This is a genomic window from Streptomyces sp. B1I3 (genome assembly GCF_030816615.1).
Classification (GTDB): domain Bacteria; phylum Actinomycetota; class Actinomycetes; order Streptomycetales; family Streptomycetaceae; genus Streptomyces.
In genome coordinates, this window is sequence record NZ_JAUSYD010000001.1 from 6,829,939 (window position 1) to 6,845,700 (window position 15,762).

Sequence of the window (15,762 nt, forward strand, 5' to 3'; positions counted from 1 at the left end):
TCCGCCGGCGGTGATTCCGGCTTCGTCGTCCTGGACTCGCGGTCGGCCGCTGCCTGGGACCAGGGTCACCTGCCGGGAGCCGTTCACCTGCCGACGGCCCTCGTCACCGAGCAGGCGGCCGGTCTGCTCGACCCGGCCGTCCCGGTGGTCACGTACTGCTGGGGGCCGGGCTGCAACGGCGCCACCCGTGCCGCGCTCGCCCTCGCCGAGCCCGGCTACCAGGTCAAGGAGATGCTCGGCGGCTACGAGTACCGGGTGCGGGAGGGGGTCACCTTCGAGACCGCGGAGGGGCAGGAGCGGCGCACGGCCGACCAGCTCACGGCTCCGGTCGACGCCGAGGACTGCGGCTGCTGAGCCGGAAGACGGCGCGCTGCGCGGCTCAGGCGCCCAGGAGGGCGGTGAACAGGCTTGCGCCGCTCTCACCGGCGGGCAGCCCGCTGACCTGACCGTCCCCCACCTCCACCACCCGCCACACGCCGTCCTCGCGCAGGGCCAGGTCGGTCGTCACCCAACGGCAGCCGAGACGGCGCACGGCCTCGCCGACGGCGTCGAGCGCGGGTGTTCCGACCCGGCCGGGCGTGTCCGGGTGGGCGGTCACCAGTACCGGTGATCCGTCCACCCACCACACGCGAGCCTCACCGCCCGCCACGAACGGCTCGTAGGCACGCAGCCCCACGCCACCGGCCAGGTACTCGCCCTGCAGTCCGACGAACCGGCCGACGACGGAGGCGAGCTGCCCCGTGTCGGACAGCTCCGGGACGAAGCACGCCTCCAGCCACTCGTGCTTGCGGGACTTCACGAAGTCCTTCACGATGCCGGGCCCGGGGCCCAGCCGCCCGGCGAGCCGGGACCAGGCGGCGGCTTCGGGCAGGGTGGCGCCGGCCGGCAGCGCGCACCAGACGCTGCGCGGAGTCAGGGACTCGAACGTGTCGTACCAGCCCGGGAGTTCGTGGGCGGTGCGGTAGGCGGCGGTACTCGTGAGGAGGGAGCACCCACGTGCGGCGAGCGCCTGCTCCAGGTCCTCGTAACGGCCTGCCGGGATCATCCAGCCCCGGTACCAGTACGGCCCCGGGTCCCGCCGTCCGGCCCGGCCCAGGGCCTCGTCCACGTCCCCGGAGAGCAGCGCGTCGTGATCGACCAGGGTGACCTGGGCGCCGGCCTCGCGCGCCGCGACGGCCTCATGGGCGAACGCGGGGTCCGGGCGACCCGGGTGCAGAGGGTCGCGGCAGAACAGGAAGGCGGGCGGCACCATGAGGGACTCGTTCCTCGATCCGTCGGGGACGCGGGAAGAAGGGGCGGGCTGACGGGCAGGCGGGCCCGGCCCGGGCCCGCGCACCCGACCGGACCCGCCACCCCGTGATCAGAGCCGGGACAGTTCCTCCACCAGGTCGTCCAGCCCGAGCGACCCCTGCGAGAGGGCTGCCATGTGCCAGGCCTTGAGGTCGAACGCGTCGCCGTGCGCCTTGCGGGCGTTCTCGCGTCCCAGCAGCCAGGCCCGCTCGCCCAGCTTGTACCCGATGGCTTGCCCGGGCATCGACAGGTAGCGGGTCAGCTCGCTCTCCACGAAATCGGCCGGGCGGCCGCTGTGGCTGCCGAAGAACTCCTGGGCCAGGTCCGGTGTCCACCGCTCACCCGGGTGGAACGGCGAGTCTGCGGGGATCTCCAGCTCCAGGTGCATGCCGATGTCCACGATCACCCGGCAGGCCCGCATCATCTGGGCGTCCAGATAGCCGAGCCGGCGCTCGGCGTCGGGCAGGAAGCCCAACTCGTCCATCAGGCGCTCCGCGTACAGCGCCCAGCCCTCGGCGTTCGCGCTGACCTGGCCGATCGACGCCTGGTACCGCGAAAGGCTCTCGGCGACGTGCGTCCACTGCGCGATCTGCAGGTGGTGGCCCGGCACGCCCTCGTGGTACCAGGTGGACACCAGGTCGTACACCGGGAAACGGGTCTCACCCATGGTGGGCAGCCAGGTGCGGCCGGGGCGCGAGAAGTCCTCGGACGGGCCGGTGTAGTACGGGGCGGCGGCCCCTCCCGCAGGGGCGATCCGGGACTCCACCTTGCGTACCCGCTCGGCGAGCTCGAAATGCGTGCCGTCCAGGGCCTCGATCGCCTCGTCCATGAGGCCCTGCAGCCAGGCCCTGACCTCCTCCACGCCCTCGATGTGCTTGCCGTGCACGTCGAGGTGGGCGAGTGCCTCCCAGGGCCCCGCGCCCGGGAGGATCTTGCCTGCCTCCGTCTTCATCTCGGCCAGCAGACGGTGGTACTCGGACCAGCCGTACGCGTACGCCTCGTCCAGATCCAGGTCCGTGCCGTTGAACGAGCGCGCCCAGCGGGCGTAGCGCTCACGGCCCACGGTGTCGGGAGCGCCCTCGATCGCGGGGGCGTACACCTCGCGCATCCAGTCGCGCAGAGCGATGAGCCCCCCGGCGGCCTGACCGGCGGCCTCGTCCAGCTCCGCCCGCAGCGCGTCCGGTCCCTGGGAGACGATGTCCTGGAAGAACCCGGGGCCGTCTTCCCCGGCCCAGGCGCCCAGCTGTCCGATGAAGGTGGCGGTGGGACGCGGGCCCGCGTACAGCTTGCGCTCCAGGCCGAGCGCCAGCGAGGCACGGTACCCCTCCAGCGCGCCGGGGACCGCCCGCAGGCGTGCCACGACGTCCGCCCAGTCCTCGTCGGTGGCGGTCGGGGTGGAGGTGAACACCTCACGGAGGCTGTGCACCGGTGAGTGGATGTTGGAGACGGCCCGCAGGCCCTCCTCCGAGTCGAGGATGGCGAGTTCGGCCGTCAGCCGCTCCCGCAGCAGCCGGGCGCAGCGCCGCTCCGCCTCGGCCTCGGCGCCGGGGACCCGCTCGGCCGCATCGAGCTCCGTCAGGGTGCTCCGGATGAGCCCGGCCATGGCGGCCTGGCCGGCGGGCGAGAAATCGGGCAGCCGGCGAGAGCTTTCTGCGACACCGAGGTACGTACCGGTGATCGGGTCGAGTTCGATGAACGCGTCGACGTAGGCGTCGGCGACCTGGCGCGGCAGCGCGCTGCTCGGTGTATCTGACATGAAGACATTCCTCGTACGGCGGAGGCCTCTGCGTCACGGGTATGGAAATGAGGCCCGGGAAGATTCCTTCGGCGTATCGGGGCTCCTGCAGGAAAGAGCGCAGGAGGACCCTTGCGGCGACGGAGGGTCCCGCGCCGCCCGCGGGGTTCTCTACGATGCCGAGGCGTCGGGCTGTGAGGGCGCCCCCGCCGGGCCCTGCGCATCCCCTGCCGGCGGCAGCAGGGGGCCGCACTCCCACTGCTGGAAGATCAGCCGGGTCTCCACCCGTGCCACCTCGCGGCGCGAGGTGAACTCGTCCAGCACCAGCCGTTGCAGATCCGCCGTGCCGGCGACGGCCACGTGGACCAGGTAGTCGTCCGGACCGGTGAGGTGGAAGAGCGCGCGGGACTCCGGAAGCGCCCGGATCCGTTCGACGAACGGACCGATGAGTTCCCGGCGGTGCGGACGGACCTGGACGAGGAGCAACGCCTCCAGGCCACGGCCGAGCCGCGCCGGGTCCAGCCGCAGTTGGTGCCCCAGGATCACCCCGGCGCGGCGCAGCCGGGCCACCCGGTCCAGACAGGTCGACGGAGCCACCCCCACCTCGGCGGCGAGCTCCCGGTACGTCGTCCGTGCATCGTTTTGCAGGAGTCGCAGAATGTGGAGATCCACCGGGTCCAGAGCGACAGATTCGGACATCTGTCGAACGTAGCACGGGCTACGCCCCCCAATGGCCGGTTCTTGTTCAAAGTAGTGACATGGACACCGAAGCCTCCTCGCTGACATCCTCGGCCCCCCTCCGGTCCAGGGCGCTCGCCACCGAAGCCGTGCACGCCGGACGCGACGATCTCGCCTCTCTCGGTCTGCACGCCGCGCCGATCGATCTGTCCACCACCTACCCGTCGTACGACTCCCGCGGCGAGGCGGAGCGCATCGACGCGTTCGCCTCCACCGGAGCGAGGCCGGACGGACCGCCTGTCTACGCCCGTCTGGACAACCCGACGACGGCACGCTTCGAAACGGCACTGGCCCGGCTGGAGGGTGCCGCGAGCGCCGTCGCGTTCGCCAGCGGAATGGCGGCGCTGACCGCCGTACTGCTGGCCCGTGCGAGTGTGGGCCTGCGCCACGTCGTGGCGGTGCGCCCCCTGTACGGCTGCAGCGACCATCTGCTGAGCGCGGGGCTGCTCGGCACCGAGGTCACCTGGACGGACCCGGCGGGGATCGCCGAGGCGATCCGCCCGGACACGGGTCTGGTGATGGTGGAGACGCCCGCCAATCCGACGCTCGCCGAGATCGACATCCGGGCCGTGGCCCACTCCTGCGGCTCCGTGCCCCTGCTCGTCGACAACACCTTCGCCACGCCCGTACTGCAGCGGCCGGTCGAACACGGTGCCCGGATCGTGCTGCACAGCGCCACGAAGTACCTCGGCGGTCACGGTGACGTGATGGGCGGTGCCGTCGCCTGCGACGAGGAGTTCGCGGCGACGCTGAGGCAGATACGGTTCGCCACCGGTGGTGTCCTGCATCCGCTGGCCGGCTACCTGCTGCTGCGTGGCCTGTCCACGCTGCCGGTGCGCGTCCGCGCCGCGTCGGCGGGCGCGGCCGAACTCGCCCGCAGGCTCTCGGCCGACCCCCGCGTCGCCCGGGTGCACTATCCGGAACTGGGCGGGGCGATGGTGTCCTTCGAGGTGTACGGCGATCCGCACCGGGTGATCGCGGGGGTCCGGCTCATCACTCCGGCCGTCAGCCTCGGCAGCGTCGACACGCTGATCCAGCATCCGGCCTCCATCAGCCACCGCATCGTGGACGAGGGAGACCGGCAGGCCGCGGGCGTCGGGGACCGTCTGCTGCGCATGTCGGTCGGTCTCGAGGACGTGGAGGATCTCTGGGCCGACCTCTGTCAGGCGCTCAGCGAGGGAGCCGAGGGGCCTGTTCCGCCGGCTCGTGAGGGGAAAGCGGCCGTGCGGGAGAGGGAGCCGGGACGGGCGACGCGGCCAGCCTGGCGGTGATGACCAGGGTGCCCTCCTCGATCTGGTAGTCGAGCGGCAGCGAGAGCGCGCGCATGGCCGCGACCATTCCCGTGTTGCGGGCCTGGGTGACGGCGTACACGCTCTCGCAGCCGGCCTCGACGGCCAGGGCCACCAGCCGGCCGAGGAGTTCGGAACCGATGCCGCGGCGCTGCCAGTCGTCCTCGACGAGGAGGGCGACCTCCGTCTCGTCGCCGTCCCACAGCAGGTGGCCGAGCCCCACCAGCCTGCCGGAGGCCGTCTGCACGGCCAGCGTGCGGCCGAAGCGGGGGCTCAGCAGGTGGTCCAGGTAGCGGTCGGCGTCACCGACCGGGCCGTGGTACCGCAGACCGAGGGTCTGCTCCGAGCAGCGGTCGTGCATCGCGCGGGCTGCGGCGAGGTCGCTGCGGTCCGCGCGCCGCACGGTGATCTCGTTGCCCTCGGGGAGGGTGAGGACGTGCTCACTGCGCGGCACCCGCGGGCCGAGTCGCGCGTCGAGCTCGACCAGGGCACGCGCGCGGGCGAATTCGGTCGGCGTGAAGGGGAGGTACGGGCGCTCCACGGTGATGACCCCGCCCGAGGGGTCGCGCAGCCGCATCACGGTCTCCTCCAGGACACCTTCCACGGGTGCACTCTCTCCCGTGGCACGGCCGGTGATCGACAGGGCAGGCAGCGAGTGGATGGTGCAGCGGCCGAGGAGCTGACGCAACGCAAGTGGCAGCTCGGCCGCGTCCAGGGCCGTGCGGGTGGCCAGGCCCAGCACCCGGGTGGGCGTGTCCACCAGGTCGTGCGCGTCCGCCCGCTCGATCCAGGTGGAGGAGCCGCCGGCTGCGGAGATCTCCCGGGTGAGCTGCTGGGCCGGCAGCGCCGCGGGCGCCCGCAGCAGGAATTCGTCCACCGTCCCCTGGGCGAGCGGGTGGGTCTGCAGGGTGAGGATGTCGATCCGGTGCCGGGCGAGAGCGATGCAGAGGGCGGCCAGGGCCCCGGGGGTGTCCCGCACCGTGGTCCGCATCCGCCACAGCACCGTCTCGGCCGGCTCTCCGGCCTCGGAGTGCGCGTCCGCGCCGGCGGGCCCCGGATCCCACCCGGTGCCCGTACCGGCGGCCGGGGGCGGGGCGTGGCTGTGCCGCCGTGCCCACCACGTGTGGAACGCCGTCGTGGCGACCAGGGCCGCCGCCGAGGCCATGAGCAGGTACGGGCCGTCGGGCTGGTGGCCGATCAGGTTGGCGATCGCGTCTGCCACGGCAACCGCCGTGAAGAGGGCGGCGAGTTCGATCAGATCCCGCCGCCAGTGGTGCGGACGGCGGGTGCTCTTCGCGGATGTCACATCAGTCATGGCCCCACTGTGACCGAACGGTGTTGCCTGATCACGAACGCGTTGTGACTGATGGGTTACGCGTCGATCCGGTCGCCTTCCGGCGCCTTTCGCGCGTCCCCGGAAGGGGTCCGGCGTCCCGGGCCCCTGCCGGGGACGCGGCCGGCACAGCGGCCTGCCGCACCAGCGGGGGGCCGTCGTCGGCGGCGTACACCGAGAGAAGGCATCGGCCTGGCCGCGGTCCTCCCGCCGTCCTGGGGGACAATCACGACCCACGTCCCGGCTCACTGGCCCGTGCGACCCGGCTGCAGCACCTTGCTGAACAGGACCGTGCCACCCTGCGCCCGCAGCCGGACCGTCAACTCCCCGCTGCCGCCGTCGATGTCGACCTCGCCGAAGAACTGCGGCGACTCCATCGGTGAGACGTTCGCGCGGTCGGGCGCCCGGACGAAGACCCGCTCGGGGCCGAAGGTGCCGTCGAGCGCGTTGGCCGGAAAGCCGCCCGCGGCCAGAGGCCCGGACACGAACTCCCAGAACGGTGCGAAGTCCTTGAAGGCCGCCCGCTCCGGCGCGTAGTGCTGAGCGGAGGTGTGGTGCACGTCGGCCGTCAGCCAGACGGTGCCGGTGATCCGCCGGTGCTTGATGTGCCGCAGCAGCTCGGCGATCTGCAGCTCCCGGCCCAGCGGCGCTCCCGGGTCCCCCTGGGCGACAGCCTCGAAATCCATGGCACCGTCCGGAACGACCAGTCCCAGGGGCATGTCGGCGGCGATCACCTTCCACACCGCACGCGACCGCGACAGTTCGCGCTTGAGCCAGTTCAGCTGCTCGGCGCCGAGGATGCCCGTCGTGTCGTCGGCCTGCCTGCCGGGGGAGTTGGCGTTGCGGAACGACCGCATGTCCAGGACGAACACATCGAGCAGCGGGCCGTGGCGCACGACGCGGTGCATGCGTCCGAGCCGTGAGGAGCCCGGCGACAGCGGGGGGCGCGGGGCCGACAGCCCCGAGACGGGGAAGTACTCACGGAACGCCCGCATCGATCGTCCGGCAAGGACGTCCACATCCTTCTCGGCGTAGCGGTCGTCGTCGAGGATCTGCCCCGGGTACCAGTTGTTGCGCACCTCGTGGTCGTCCCACTGGATGACCGAGGGCACCTGTGCGTTGAAGGCCCGCAGGTTGCCGTCGAGAAGGTTGTACCGGAAGTTCCCGCGGTACTCGTCGAGGGATTCGGCGACCTTGGACTTCTCGGGGGTCGTGATGTTCCGCCAGGTCCGCCCGTCGGGCAGCGTCACGCTGGGCTCGAGCACGCCGTCCGCGTAGATGTTGTCGCCGCTGCACAGGAAGAAGTCCGGGTCGCGCCGCCGCATCTCGTCGTACACCCGGTAACCGCCGATGTCGGGGTTGATGCCCCAGCCCTGGCCCGCGATGTCGCCGGACCACAGGAAGCGCACCCCGTCCCGGCGCCTGGCGGGGGCGGTACGGAAGGTTCCGTACACCGGCCTGCCGGTGCGGCGCGGGTCGTGCGGGTCGGCGAGCGTCACGCGGTAGTGCACCTGCTCGCCGGCCGGCAGGCCGTACAGCGGTGTCGTCCCGGTGAAGTCCGTGCCGGCGCCGATGAGGGGGCCGTGCCATGTGCGGGCCCGCCGGAAGGACTCGGTCGCGGACGTCTCGACCAGCATCCGGGCCGGACGGTCAGAGCGCACCCATACCAGCGCGGACGACGCCGTCACGTCGCCCACCTGGACGCCCCAGTCCGCGCTCGGTCGGCCCGAGAGTGCGAAAGCGGGCGCCGCGGTGAGAGCGGCGGGGAGAGCGGCCGCGGCCGGGACGAGGAGTGAGCCACGCAGTACGGTGCGGCGGCCGGGGACCGGTGTACGAGGTCCGTGTGACATCGGGTACGCCTCCAGAGGCGACAGAACTGGCGGGCCGCCGGAACGGCGGGGCAGTCGGTGCTGGTTGCCGGTACATGCCTAGTCCCCTCCGGCGGCCGGCACGCCAACCCCGGGTGAACAGCGGGGCCGCGCCCTCAGCCCGCAGTGACAGCCGCGGACAGCAGTGCGAGGCCCTGCCGGATGACGGCCGGGGTGAGATGCGCGTAGCCGAGGACCAGCGGGATCGTGTCGTCCTCGGGGCCGGCCGATCCGTAGTCGCTCAGCGGGCGCAACGCGATCCCGGCCCCGGCAGCCTTGCGCAGGAAGTCCGGCCGGGGACCGAACCGTCCCGGCAGGCGGGCGATGATGTGCAGGCCCGCCGCGATGCCGCTGACCTCCGCCCCGGGGAAGTGCTCGGTGAGCGCCGCCGTCATGGCGTCCCGGCGCTCCCGGTAGGCGCGCTGGCACCGCCGCAACTGGCGGTCGTACGCGCCCCGGGCGACGAAGTCCGCGAGCACGGCCTGATCGATGGAGGGGTTGCCGAGGTCCATCGTGCGCTTGCGCGCGACGAGGTCGTCCGTCATCGACGCCGGGGCGACCAGCCAGCCCAGCCGCAGACCGGGGGCGAGTGACTTGCTGACCGACCCGGTGTACACGACGTGCTCCGGGTCCAGCCCCTGCAGCGCTCCGACCGGGGCCCTGTCGTAGCGGAAGTCGCCGTCGTAGTCGTCCTCCAGGATCACACCCGAGGTGCTGCGGGCCCAGTCGAGCAGCGCTCCGCGCCGCTCGGCGGAGTAGGCGATACCGGTGGGGAACTGATGTGCGGGGGTCGTGACCGCGGCGCACGCGCCGGAGCGCAGCAGCGGCGCGACGGCCAGCCCCTCGTCGTCGAGCGGCAGTGGCGTCGTCGTCAGTCCCGTGGAGGCGAAGAGCGACGCGTGTTCGGGGCTGCCGGGGTCCTCCACGCCGACCACCGAACCACCACGACCCCGTAGGACGAAGCCGAGCAGCGTCGTCGCCTGCGCCACGCCCGAACACACCACCAGGCGCTCCGGATCGGCGACCACCCCGCGTCGCCTGGCCAGCAGAGCGGCCAGCGCTTCGCGGAGCTCCGGCAGACCGCGTGGATCCGGGTAGCCGAGTGAGCTGTGCGGAAGCCGGTCCAGGACCGCACGCTGGGTGGCCGACCAGGCGCTCCGCGGGAAGAGGGAGAGGTCCGGGGTGCCGGGCCGGAAGTCCACCCGCGCGCCGGGCGCGCGGGGTGCGAGGTCTCGCGCCCCCTGGGCGGCGGGCCGCACGGCACCGCTGACCCAGGTGCCCGAACCGCGGCCGGAGCGCAGGTAGCTCTCCGCCGTCAGCTGCTCGTACGCCTCGGTCACCAGGCCGCGCGAGACCCCCAGGTCGGCGGCGAGCTCGCGGCTGGCCGGAAGACGGGTCCCCGCCCGCAACCGGCCCGAGCGCACCGCGTCACGCAGCGCGGACTGCAGTGCCCGCCCACGCTGACGCGCCGGGACGGAGACGGAGGGCAGGAGCAGCTCCCAGGCTGCGGAGACGGGCGGGCGGTGCGCGTCCTCATTCCCGGCGTGCGGTGGATTGGTCCCCGAAGAGGTCATGGAAGTGGACCTTAATCCGGTCCACGCACCTGCCTAGCGTCGTTTCCATGAACGCCACCTCGCTCCGCGGAGCACTCCTCGCCGCCTTCGCCTGCATCCTGGTGGGCGCGTCCTTCACAGCGAACAGCGTCCTCGGCGACTATCCGTACGCGGGCGGCCAGGCGCTGAGGTACGGCCTCGCCGCACTGCTGCTCCTGCCGGTCCTCCGTCGGGGAGGCGGCCCGGGCCTGACTCCGCTGCGCACGTTGACGGGTGGGCAGTGGGGCCGCCTGGGCGCTCTCGCCGCCATCGGCATGCTGGGCTTCAACCTCGCCGTACTGGCGGCAGAGCGCTCGGCGGAACCGGCTGTCCCCGGGGTGTTCGTGGGCTGTGCGCCCATCGTGGTGAGCGTCGTCCTCCCCGTCATGGAGGGACGCCGTCCCTCCCGGGCGGTCCTGTACGCCGCCTGTCTCGTCGCCGCCGGTGCCTTCACCGTGCAGGGCTGGGGCCGGACCGATCCGGCGGGCATCCTCTTCTCCGTGGGAGCGCTCGCCGGCGAGGTCGGCTTCGCGGTACTGGCCGTGCCGGTGCTGCGCCCGCTCGGCCCGGCGCTGCTCTCGGCGACCGTCTGTGTGATCGCCGCGGTGGAGTCGGCACTGCTCGGCCTGATGGCCGACGGGGCGGGCTTCCTGCCGGCTCCCACCACGGAGGAGGCGCTGGCCCTGCTGTGGCAGGCAGCCGTGGTGACGGTGGTCGGCTTCGTCTGCTGGTACAGCGGGATGCGACGCATCGGTGCCGAGCGCGCCACACTCTTCTCCGGGCTGATCCCCGTCTCGGCCGCGCTCACGGCCCCCCTGGTCGGGGCCGGGACGTACGGAGTGGGGCAGGGTGCCGGGAGTCTTATGGTCGGGGCGGGGGTGGCCCTGGGCTCAGGCGTCCTGGGACGACGCGCGGGCGGCGCCGCCGGCCGCGTGCCCCGGAGGAAGGGGAGGAACGCCGCGGTCCTCGGAAGCGTGCCGGGTGAGCGGGAGCGGTGTGCTGCGGGCCGCGGCGCCTCAGCGACTGGTGTCGAGAATGATCCGCGCCACCGCCGCGGGGTCGTCGTTCATGGGGACGTGGCCGCAGCCGGGCAGACGCACGAGCCGGGCGTGCCGGATGACGCGCCCGGCCCGCAGGCCCTGCCGGCGCGGGAGCAGGCGGTCCTGGCTGCCCCAGGCGATGGTGACGGGAACACCCGGCACATCGTCGGTGAAGGCGGCCCCTCGACCGGCCGTCAGGGTCTGGTGGAAGCCGGTGGCTCCGCGCAGAGCAACGGTTTCCGCCACGACGGCCTCAGGTGAGCGCCGTCCGGGCCGTGTGTAGATGGTGCCGGTCAGCGCGGCCCGGCCGGGGGCGCTGCGCGCCAGCCGCTCGATCAGGGGCATCGGCAGGGTGAGCGCGGCCCCGCGCATCGCACGCAGCACTCCGAAGGCGTAACGGCGTTCGTGTCCGGTCCAGAAACCGGCGGGCGACAGCGCGGTGACGGAGCGTACGAGCCTGCCGCGGCCCAGCACCAGGGCGAGCAGGCCCCCGAGCGAATTCCCCGCCACGTGCGGGCGCACCACGCCGAGTGCGTCACAGAACGAGGCGAGCACCCGGGCCACGGCCGCCACGTCGTACGAGAGACCGCCCGACAGCCCCGGCGACGCACCGAATCCGGGCAGGTCCACGGCTATGACATCCCGCTCGGCGGCCAGGATCCCGAGCACGGGCCCCCACGCCTGGTGGTGGTGGCCGATGCCATGGAGCAGCAGCAACGGAGCGCCGGTGCCGCTCCGTTCGTACGCCAGGGAAACCGTGCGCCGGCCGACGGCCGAGTCGACCGCGAACGAGACCGTGGTGGCCATGCTGCTCCTCAGGACGAACCGGCCACCTCTACGGAGCCGGGTAGTAGACACTCCGTCAGCAATACCTACCGCCGGGTAGCCCGGAGTTCAAGGGGTGGGGTGATACCTGCTGGACATCGCACGGTGTCTCGGCTGGGATGGGGGAGTGACCGCCGACACCCTGACGGAACTCTTCGAGGAGCACCGACCCGTCCTCACCGGAGTTGCCTACCGCATGCTCGGGCGCGTCGCCGATGCCGAGGACGTGGTGCAGGAGGCGTGGTTGCGCTGGTCCACGGCGGATCGCGACGCCGTGCGCGAGCCCCGCGCGTTCCTGGTCCGGATCACCACCCGGCTGGCCATCGACCGTCTGCGCCATCTGCGGTCCAGGCATGAGACCTATGTGGGGCCCTGGCTGCCCGAGCCGGTGATCACCGATTTCGGGCCCTCCGTCCCCGACACCGCGGAACAGGCACTTCTGGCCGACTCCGTGTCCCTCGCCGTGCTGGTCGTCCTGGAATCCCTCTCCCCGCTGGAACGCGCGGTCTTCGTGCTGCGCGAGGCCTTCGGCTTCCCGTACGCGGAGATCGCCGCCACCCTGGATCGTTCCGAGGCGGCGGTACGGCAGCTCGCGGGCCGGGCCAAGCGGCATGTGGAAGAACGCAGGCCCCGGTTCGACGTGGATCCGGACGTACGCCGCAACCTCACCGAACGGTTCCTCGCTGCCTCGTCCGGCGGGGACCTCGGTGCGCTCCTCTCCCTCTTGGCCCCGGACGTGCGGCTGGTCAGCGACAGCGGCGGCAAGTCGAAGGCACCCCGCCGGATCATCGAGACCGCCGACAAGGTCGGCCGCTTCCTTCACGCCGTGGGAGGGAACCGGCACCCGGACATGGAATTCTCGATCGTGGAGCTCAACGGTGCTCCGGCCCTCCTGACGGTCGTCGGCGGGAAGCCCGACACGGTCTTCCAGCTGGAAGTCAGGGGAGGGCGCATTCAATGCGCCTATATCATCCGAAATCCTGACAAGTTCGCTGGACTGTCCCGAGGCTGAGGCACGGGCTGCCCTGAGCGGCGGCTCGAGGGCGGCGTGCAGGGCGCGACGCGGCGAGATGCTGCGGTCGTCGTCGGCGCACCTCGGTCCGTTTCCGGCCCGTTTCCCCCGGTGGTCCTCGAGGCCCTCACGATGCCGTCGGCTGCGCACGCCCGGGCAAGCCCGGCCGGACATGGGGCTTTCCGCTGTCGAGGGCCACCGCCATGCGAACGCCCTGTGAACGCTCTGCGCCAACGGCCCGTTCCCCTCCGTTACCGCGCGACGATTGGTCTTGACCAAGGTGGTACGCCGTCCTAAAGTCTGAGCGTTAAGGCAAGAACCTTTAATAAATAACGTGGCGGAAAAGCCGCTGGGCGATTGCGGAGGACAAGGGTGGGGACCACGCAGCTGGAATCGGTACAGGAGCCGAAGTACTGGCACCTCAAGACCGTGCTCAGTGAGGCGCTCGACTCGGACTTCGCGGTGGGCGAGGTCCTGCCCAACGAGCGGGACCTCGCGGCGCGTTTCGGTGTCGCAAGGGCCACGCTCCGCCAGGCGCTGGAGCAGCTCGAGCTCGAAGGCAGGCTGCAGCGGCGCCGCGGGGTGGGCACGACCGTCGCCCCGCCCCGTGTCGGGGTGGCCGTCTCCACGGCGCAGCAGGACTGGGCGGGCGGCGGAACGGACGAGGCATGGCAGCCCGTCGAGTGCACGACCGCGACCGCTCCTGCCTCGGTTTGCGCCGTCCTCGACGTCGACGCCGAGGAAGCGGTGCACGTGGTGCGCCGCATCCGGGTGAGCCACGGCCAGGCGGTGGCAGCCGAACTGCTCTACGTCCCGAAGTCGTCCGTGCCCGAGCTCTCGGCGATCGACGCCCCCTCCGGCTCGGCCCGGGCCCGAAGCGTCCTGCGCGAACTGCACCGGCTCGGTCTGGACGGGCAGGACCGTTCGGTCGAGCTCGGCTCCGCCCGAGCGGACGACGCGAAGGAGCTGGACCGCCTCCCGGGGGCGCCGGTGCTCGTGGTCACGACGCGGTACTTCGCCGCCTCGGGAACTGCGGCGGTATCCGTGGCCACATACCGGGCCGACACCTGCCGACTGACATTCGGGGACTCAGGGGACCTCGAGATCAGCCACGAGAGCCAGGAACAGCAGCGGCAGGCCTCCTGACCCGCCTCCGCGCCGGGACCGGAACGCAGGCCCGGAACGCGGGTCCGAAGCTCAGGCCCGGAGCGTGCCTGCGCCCTGAGTTCCCGGGCCCGGACCTCCCACTCCCGGGCCGGGGGCTCGGAACAGGACCTGGTGGGTGCGGTGTGCCGCCGTCACCGGCGGGCCGTCACCGTCCCGTCCACGGCGAAGAGCTGCTCCTCGACGTGGTCCAGCGCCAGGCGCAGGGCTCCGGTGGCGACGGCTGCCTCGCCCAACAGCGAGAGAGCCACCCGGGGCGGCCGCAGACAGTAGCGGGCCAGTTCGTCGCGGAGCGGACCGAGTACGCCGTCCAGGCCGGCGGCCCAGCCACCGATCACCACGAGTTCGGGATCAAGTGCAAGGACCAGAGCCGCGACATCGTGGACGAGCCGCTGGATGAACCGCTCGACCGCGGCCTGCGCCCCGGCATCACCGTGACGAGCCTTGGCGAACACGGCAGCGACGGCGCGCTCGTCCAGCGGGTCCAGCGGGGTGTCCGTCGTGGAGAGCAGGTGCTCCGGAGTGACATCGCGGCCGAGCAGGTGCAGGGCGCCGATCTCGCCCGCCGCACCGCCGAACCCCCGGTGCAGCCGCCCGCCGATGAGCGATCCCGCCCCCGGGCTCAGGCCTGCCAGGACGAAGACGATGTCATCGGACTCGGTCGCCGCCCCCTTCCAGTGCTCGGCCACAGCAGCGGCGTTGGCGTCGTTCTCCACCAGGACGGGACAGCGGAAGGAGCGCCGCAGCCTCTCGCCGAGCGCGAGGCCTGTCCAGTCCGGCAGCGCCGTACCGAGCCGCACGGTGCCGTCGGCCTCGACGATGCCGGGGCTGCCCACGCCGACCGCGCGCAGACTGCTGCGAGCCACACCGGTGCGGCGCAGTACCTCCGCTATGACCGTGCGGACCTGGTCGAGCCTGTCGTCGGCGCAGGCCGTTTCGGAGACCTCGCGTGAGCCGGCGCCGACGATGCGGCCGTCCAGCCCTGACAGCAGGGCGGACACCCGGTGCGAGCCGATCTCGACTCCCAGCAGGAAGCCTGCCTCGGCACGGAACCTGAACCGCCTGGCAGGACGGCCCTGGCGCCGTGCGGCGCTCTCGTCGGGCAGCGCTTCGACGACCAGGCCTGCCTCGAAGAGGCCCTCCACGACACCCTCGACCGTGGGGCGGGAAAGCCCCGTGATGCGGGTCAGATCCGTGAGCGTCGGCGATTGGGCCCCTCGCAGGGCGTGCAGCACCACCGCGGAATTGATCCGCCGCAGGAGAGACGGGTCTCCACCAGTCAGCCGGCCCACGGTGTGTCCTCCCAGGTCGTGCACGTGTCTGCCGGATCGTACTCGTTGGTCCGGGCTGCGACGACCGGCCCCCGGAGTCGGTATCGAGAGGTGACCTGAGCGAGCTCGGGGCAACCGATCCGGACTCGTAGGCAGCGATCACCGCTCGCGTGCGGTCCCGGGCACCCAGGTGGCCCGTGCCTCGCTGGTCCCGTACTCGGCGGCGAGTCGGCGGGCCGCAGCGGGGAACGGCGACGACTCGCCTTCCGCCACCGGCCGGACCGCGTGCACGATCTCTACCGGCCGGGCGCCGCCGCCACCCCGGAAAGCATCCCGCTCTCGAACTCAGCGGTGAGCGCGCCGCCTTGGAACAGTCCTACTTCGACCTCTCGGTGCACGAAGTGGAGTTCGGCACCACTGCCCTTCCCGCCGGTCGAGATCATGGGCCGGCACAGCCGTGCCCGCCGGCTGGTGGACGGTGCGGTGCGGAGCATGGACGCCTGACATGACTACCGGGAACGTGCAGCGTTCCGGCCGGCTTGTGCCAACGGTTCTCCGAAGGCGTGCGAGACCGTGAGGCCTGCCGTGGGAAGTCATGTGTCAGT

Annotated in this window: 12 protein-coding genes and 3 pseudogenes; 5 read left to right on the forward strand and 10 right to left on the reverse strand. The window is 72.4% G+C overall.

Annotated elements, in window-relative coordinates; all coding sequences use genetic code 11:
- Positions 1-354: pseudogene (locus tag QFZ58_RS31075) on the forward strand (rhodanese-like domain-containing protein); the annotation flags it as partial.
- A 25-nt stretch (positions 355-379) separates the two neighbouring features.
- On the opposite strand, the gene QFZ58_RS31080 reads toward QFZ58_RS31075, so the two are convergent.
- From QFZ58_RS31080 to QFZ58_RS31090, 3 genes are all read right to left on the reverse strand, one after another.
- Complete coding sequence (locus tag QFZ58_RS31080) at positions 380-1,252, reverse strand: ATP-grasp domain-containing protein (RefSeq protein ID WP_307128188.1); 873 nt, start codon at positions 1,250-1,252, stop codon at positions 380-382.
- Between the two features lie 108 nt (positions 1,253-1,360).
- Positions 1,361-3,046: a DUF885 domain-containing protein gene (locus QFZ58_RS31085; RefSeq protein ID WP_307128189.1), complete on the reverse strand. Its 1,686-nt coding sequence runs from the start codon at positions 3,044-3,046 to the stop codon at positions 1,361-1,363.
- 150 nt (positions 3,047-3,196) lie between these two features.
- Positions 3,197-3,724 carry an Lrp/AsnC family transcriptional regulator gene (locus QFZ58_RS31090; protein ID WP_307128190.1) on the reverse strand — a complete coding sequence of 176 codons (528 nt, stop codon included), beginning with the start codon at positions 3,722-3,724 and terminating at the stop codon, positions 3,197-3,199.
- A gap of 59 nt (positions 3,725-3,783) precedes the next feature.
- Here QFZ58_RS31090 and QFZ58_RS31095 point away from each other — a divergent pair, with 59 nt between their 5' ends.
- The gene (locus QFZ58_RS31095; protein ID WP_307128191.1) at positions 3,784-5,034 is read left to right on the forward strand and encodes a PLP-dependent aspartate aminotransferase family protein; all 1,251 of its coding nucleotides are present in this window, start codon (positions 3,784-3,786) and stop codon (positions 5,032-5,034) included.
- Here QFZ58_RS31095 and QFZ58_RS31100 read toward each other — a convergent pair.
- The 3 genes from QFZ58_RS31100 to QFZ58_RS31110 form a co-directional block, all read right to left on the reverse strand.
- Entirely contained in the window at positions 4,934-6,358 is a 1,425-nt protein-coding gene (locus QFZ58_RS31100; protein ID WP_307129056.1) for a GNAT family N-acetyltransferase, read from the reverse strand. The two genes, QFZ58_RS31095 and QFZ58_RS31100, sit on opposite strands and share 101 nt — an antisense overlap.
- Before the next feature lie 272 nt (positions 6,359-6,630).
- On the reverse strand, positions 6,631-8,235 hold the full coding sequence (locus tag QFZ58_RS31105; protein ID WP_307128192.1) for an alkaline phosphatase: 1,605 nt from the start codon (positions 8,233-8,235) through the stop codon (positions 6,631-6,633).
- A gap of 134 nt (positions 8,236-8,369) precedes the next feature.
- A complete protein-coding gene (locus tag QFZ58_RS31110; RefSeq protein ID WP_373428616.1) occupies positions 8,370-9,827 on the reverse strand; it encodes a PLP-dependent aminotransferase family protein in 1,458 nt (485 codons plus the stop codon).
- Between the two features lie 47 nt (positions 9,828-9,874).
- On the opposite strand from QFZ58_RS31110, the pseudogene QFZ58_RS31115 reads away from it, so the two are divergent.
- A pseudogene (locus tag QFZ58_RS31115) lies at positions 9,875-10,720 on the forward strand (DMT family transporter); the annotation flags it as partial.
- A 141-nt stretch (positions 10,721-10,861) separates the two neighbouring features.
- On the opposite strand, the gene QFZ58_RS31120 reads toward QFZ58_RS31115, so the two are convergent.
- Positions 10,862-11,692, reverse strand: coding sequence for an alpha/beta fold hydrolase (locus tag QFZ58_RS31120; RefSeq protein ID WP_307128193.1), 831 nt, complete (start codon positions 11,690-11,692; stop codon positions 10,862-10,864).
- Positions 11,693-11,837: 145 nt separating this feature from the next.
- Between QFZ58_RS31120 and QFZ58_RS31125 the strand changes: the two genes are divergently transcribed.
- On the forward strand, positions 11,838-12,722 hold the full coding sequence (locus QFZ58_RS31125; RefSeq protein WP_307128194.1) for an RNA polymerase sigma-70 factor: 885 nt from the start codon (positions 11,838-11,840) through the stop codon (positions 12,720-12,722).
- Positions 12,723-13,094: 372 nt separating this feature from the next.
- The gene (locus QFZ58_RS31130) at positions 13,095-13,868 is read left to right on the forward strand and encodes a GntR family transcriptional regulator (protein ID WP_307128195.1); all 774 of its coding nucleotides are present in this window, start codon (positions 13,095-13,097) and stop codon (positions 13,866-13,868) included.
- 152 nt (positions 13,869-14,020) lie between these two features.
- On the opposite strand, the gene QFZ58_RS31135 is transcribed toward QFZ58_RS31130, so the two are convergent.
- The 3 genes and pseudogenes from QFZ58_RS31135 to QFZ58_RS31145 all read right to left on the reverse strand — a co-directional run bounded on the left by QFZ58_RS31135 (position 14,021) and on the right by QFZ58_RS31145 (position 15,651).
- Positions 14,021-15,178, reverse strand: coding sequence for an ROK family protein (locus tag QFZ58_RS31135; RefSeq protein WP_307128196.1), 1,158 nt, complete (start codon positions 15,176-15,178; stop codon positions 14,021-14,023).
- 106 nt (positions 15,179-15,284) lie between these two features.
- Positions 15,285-15,466 (reverse strand): annotated as a pseudogene (locus QFZ58_RS31140) (DNA-binding response regulator); the annotation flags it as partial.
- Entirely contained in the window at positions 15,454-15,651 is a 198-nt protein-coding gene (locus QFZ58_RS31145; protein WP_307128197.1) for a hypothetical protein, read from the reverse strand. The pseudogene QFZ58_RS31140 and the gene QFZ58_RS31145, both read right to left, overlap by 13 nt.
- Positions 15,652-15,762 lie beyond the last annotated feature (111 nt).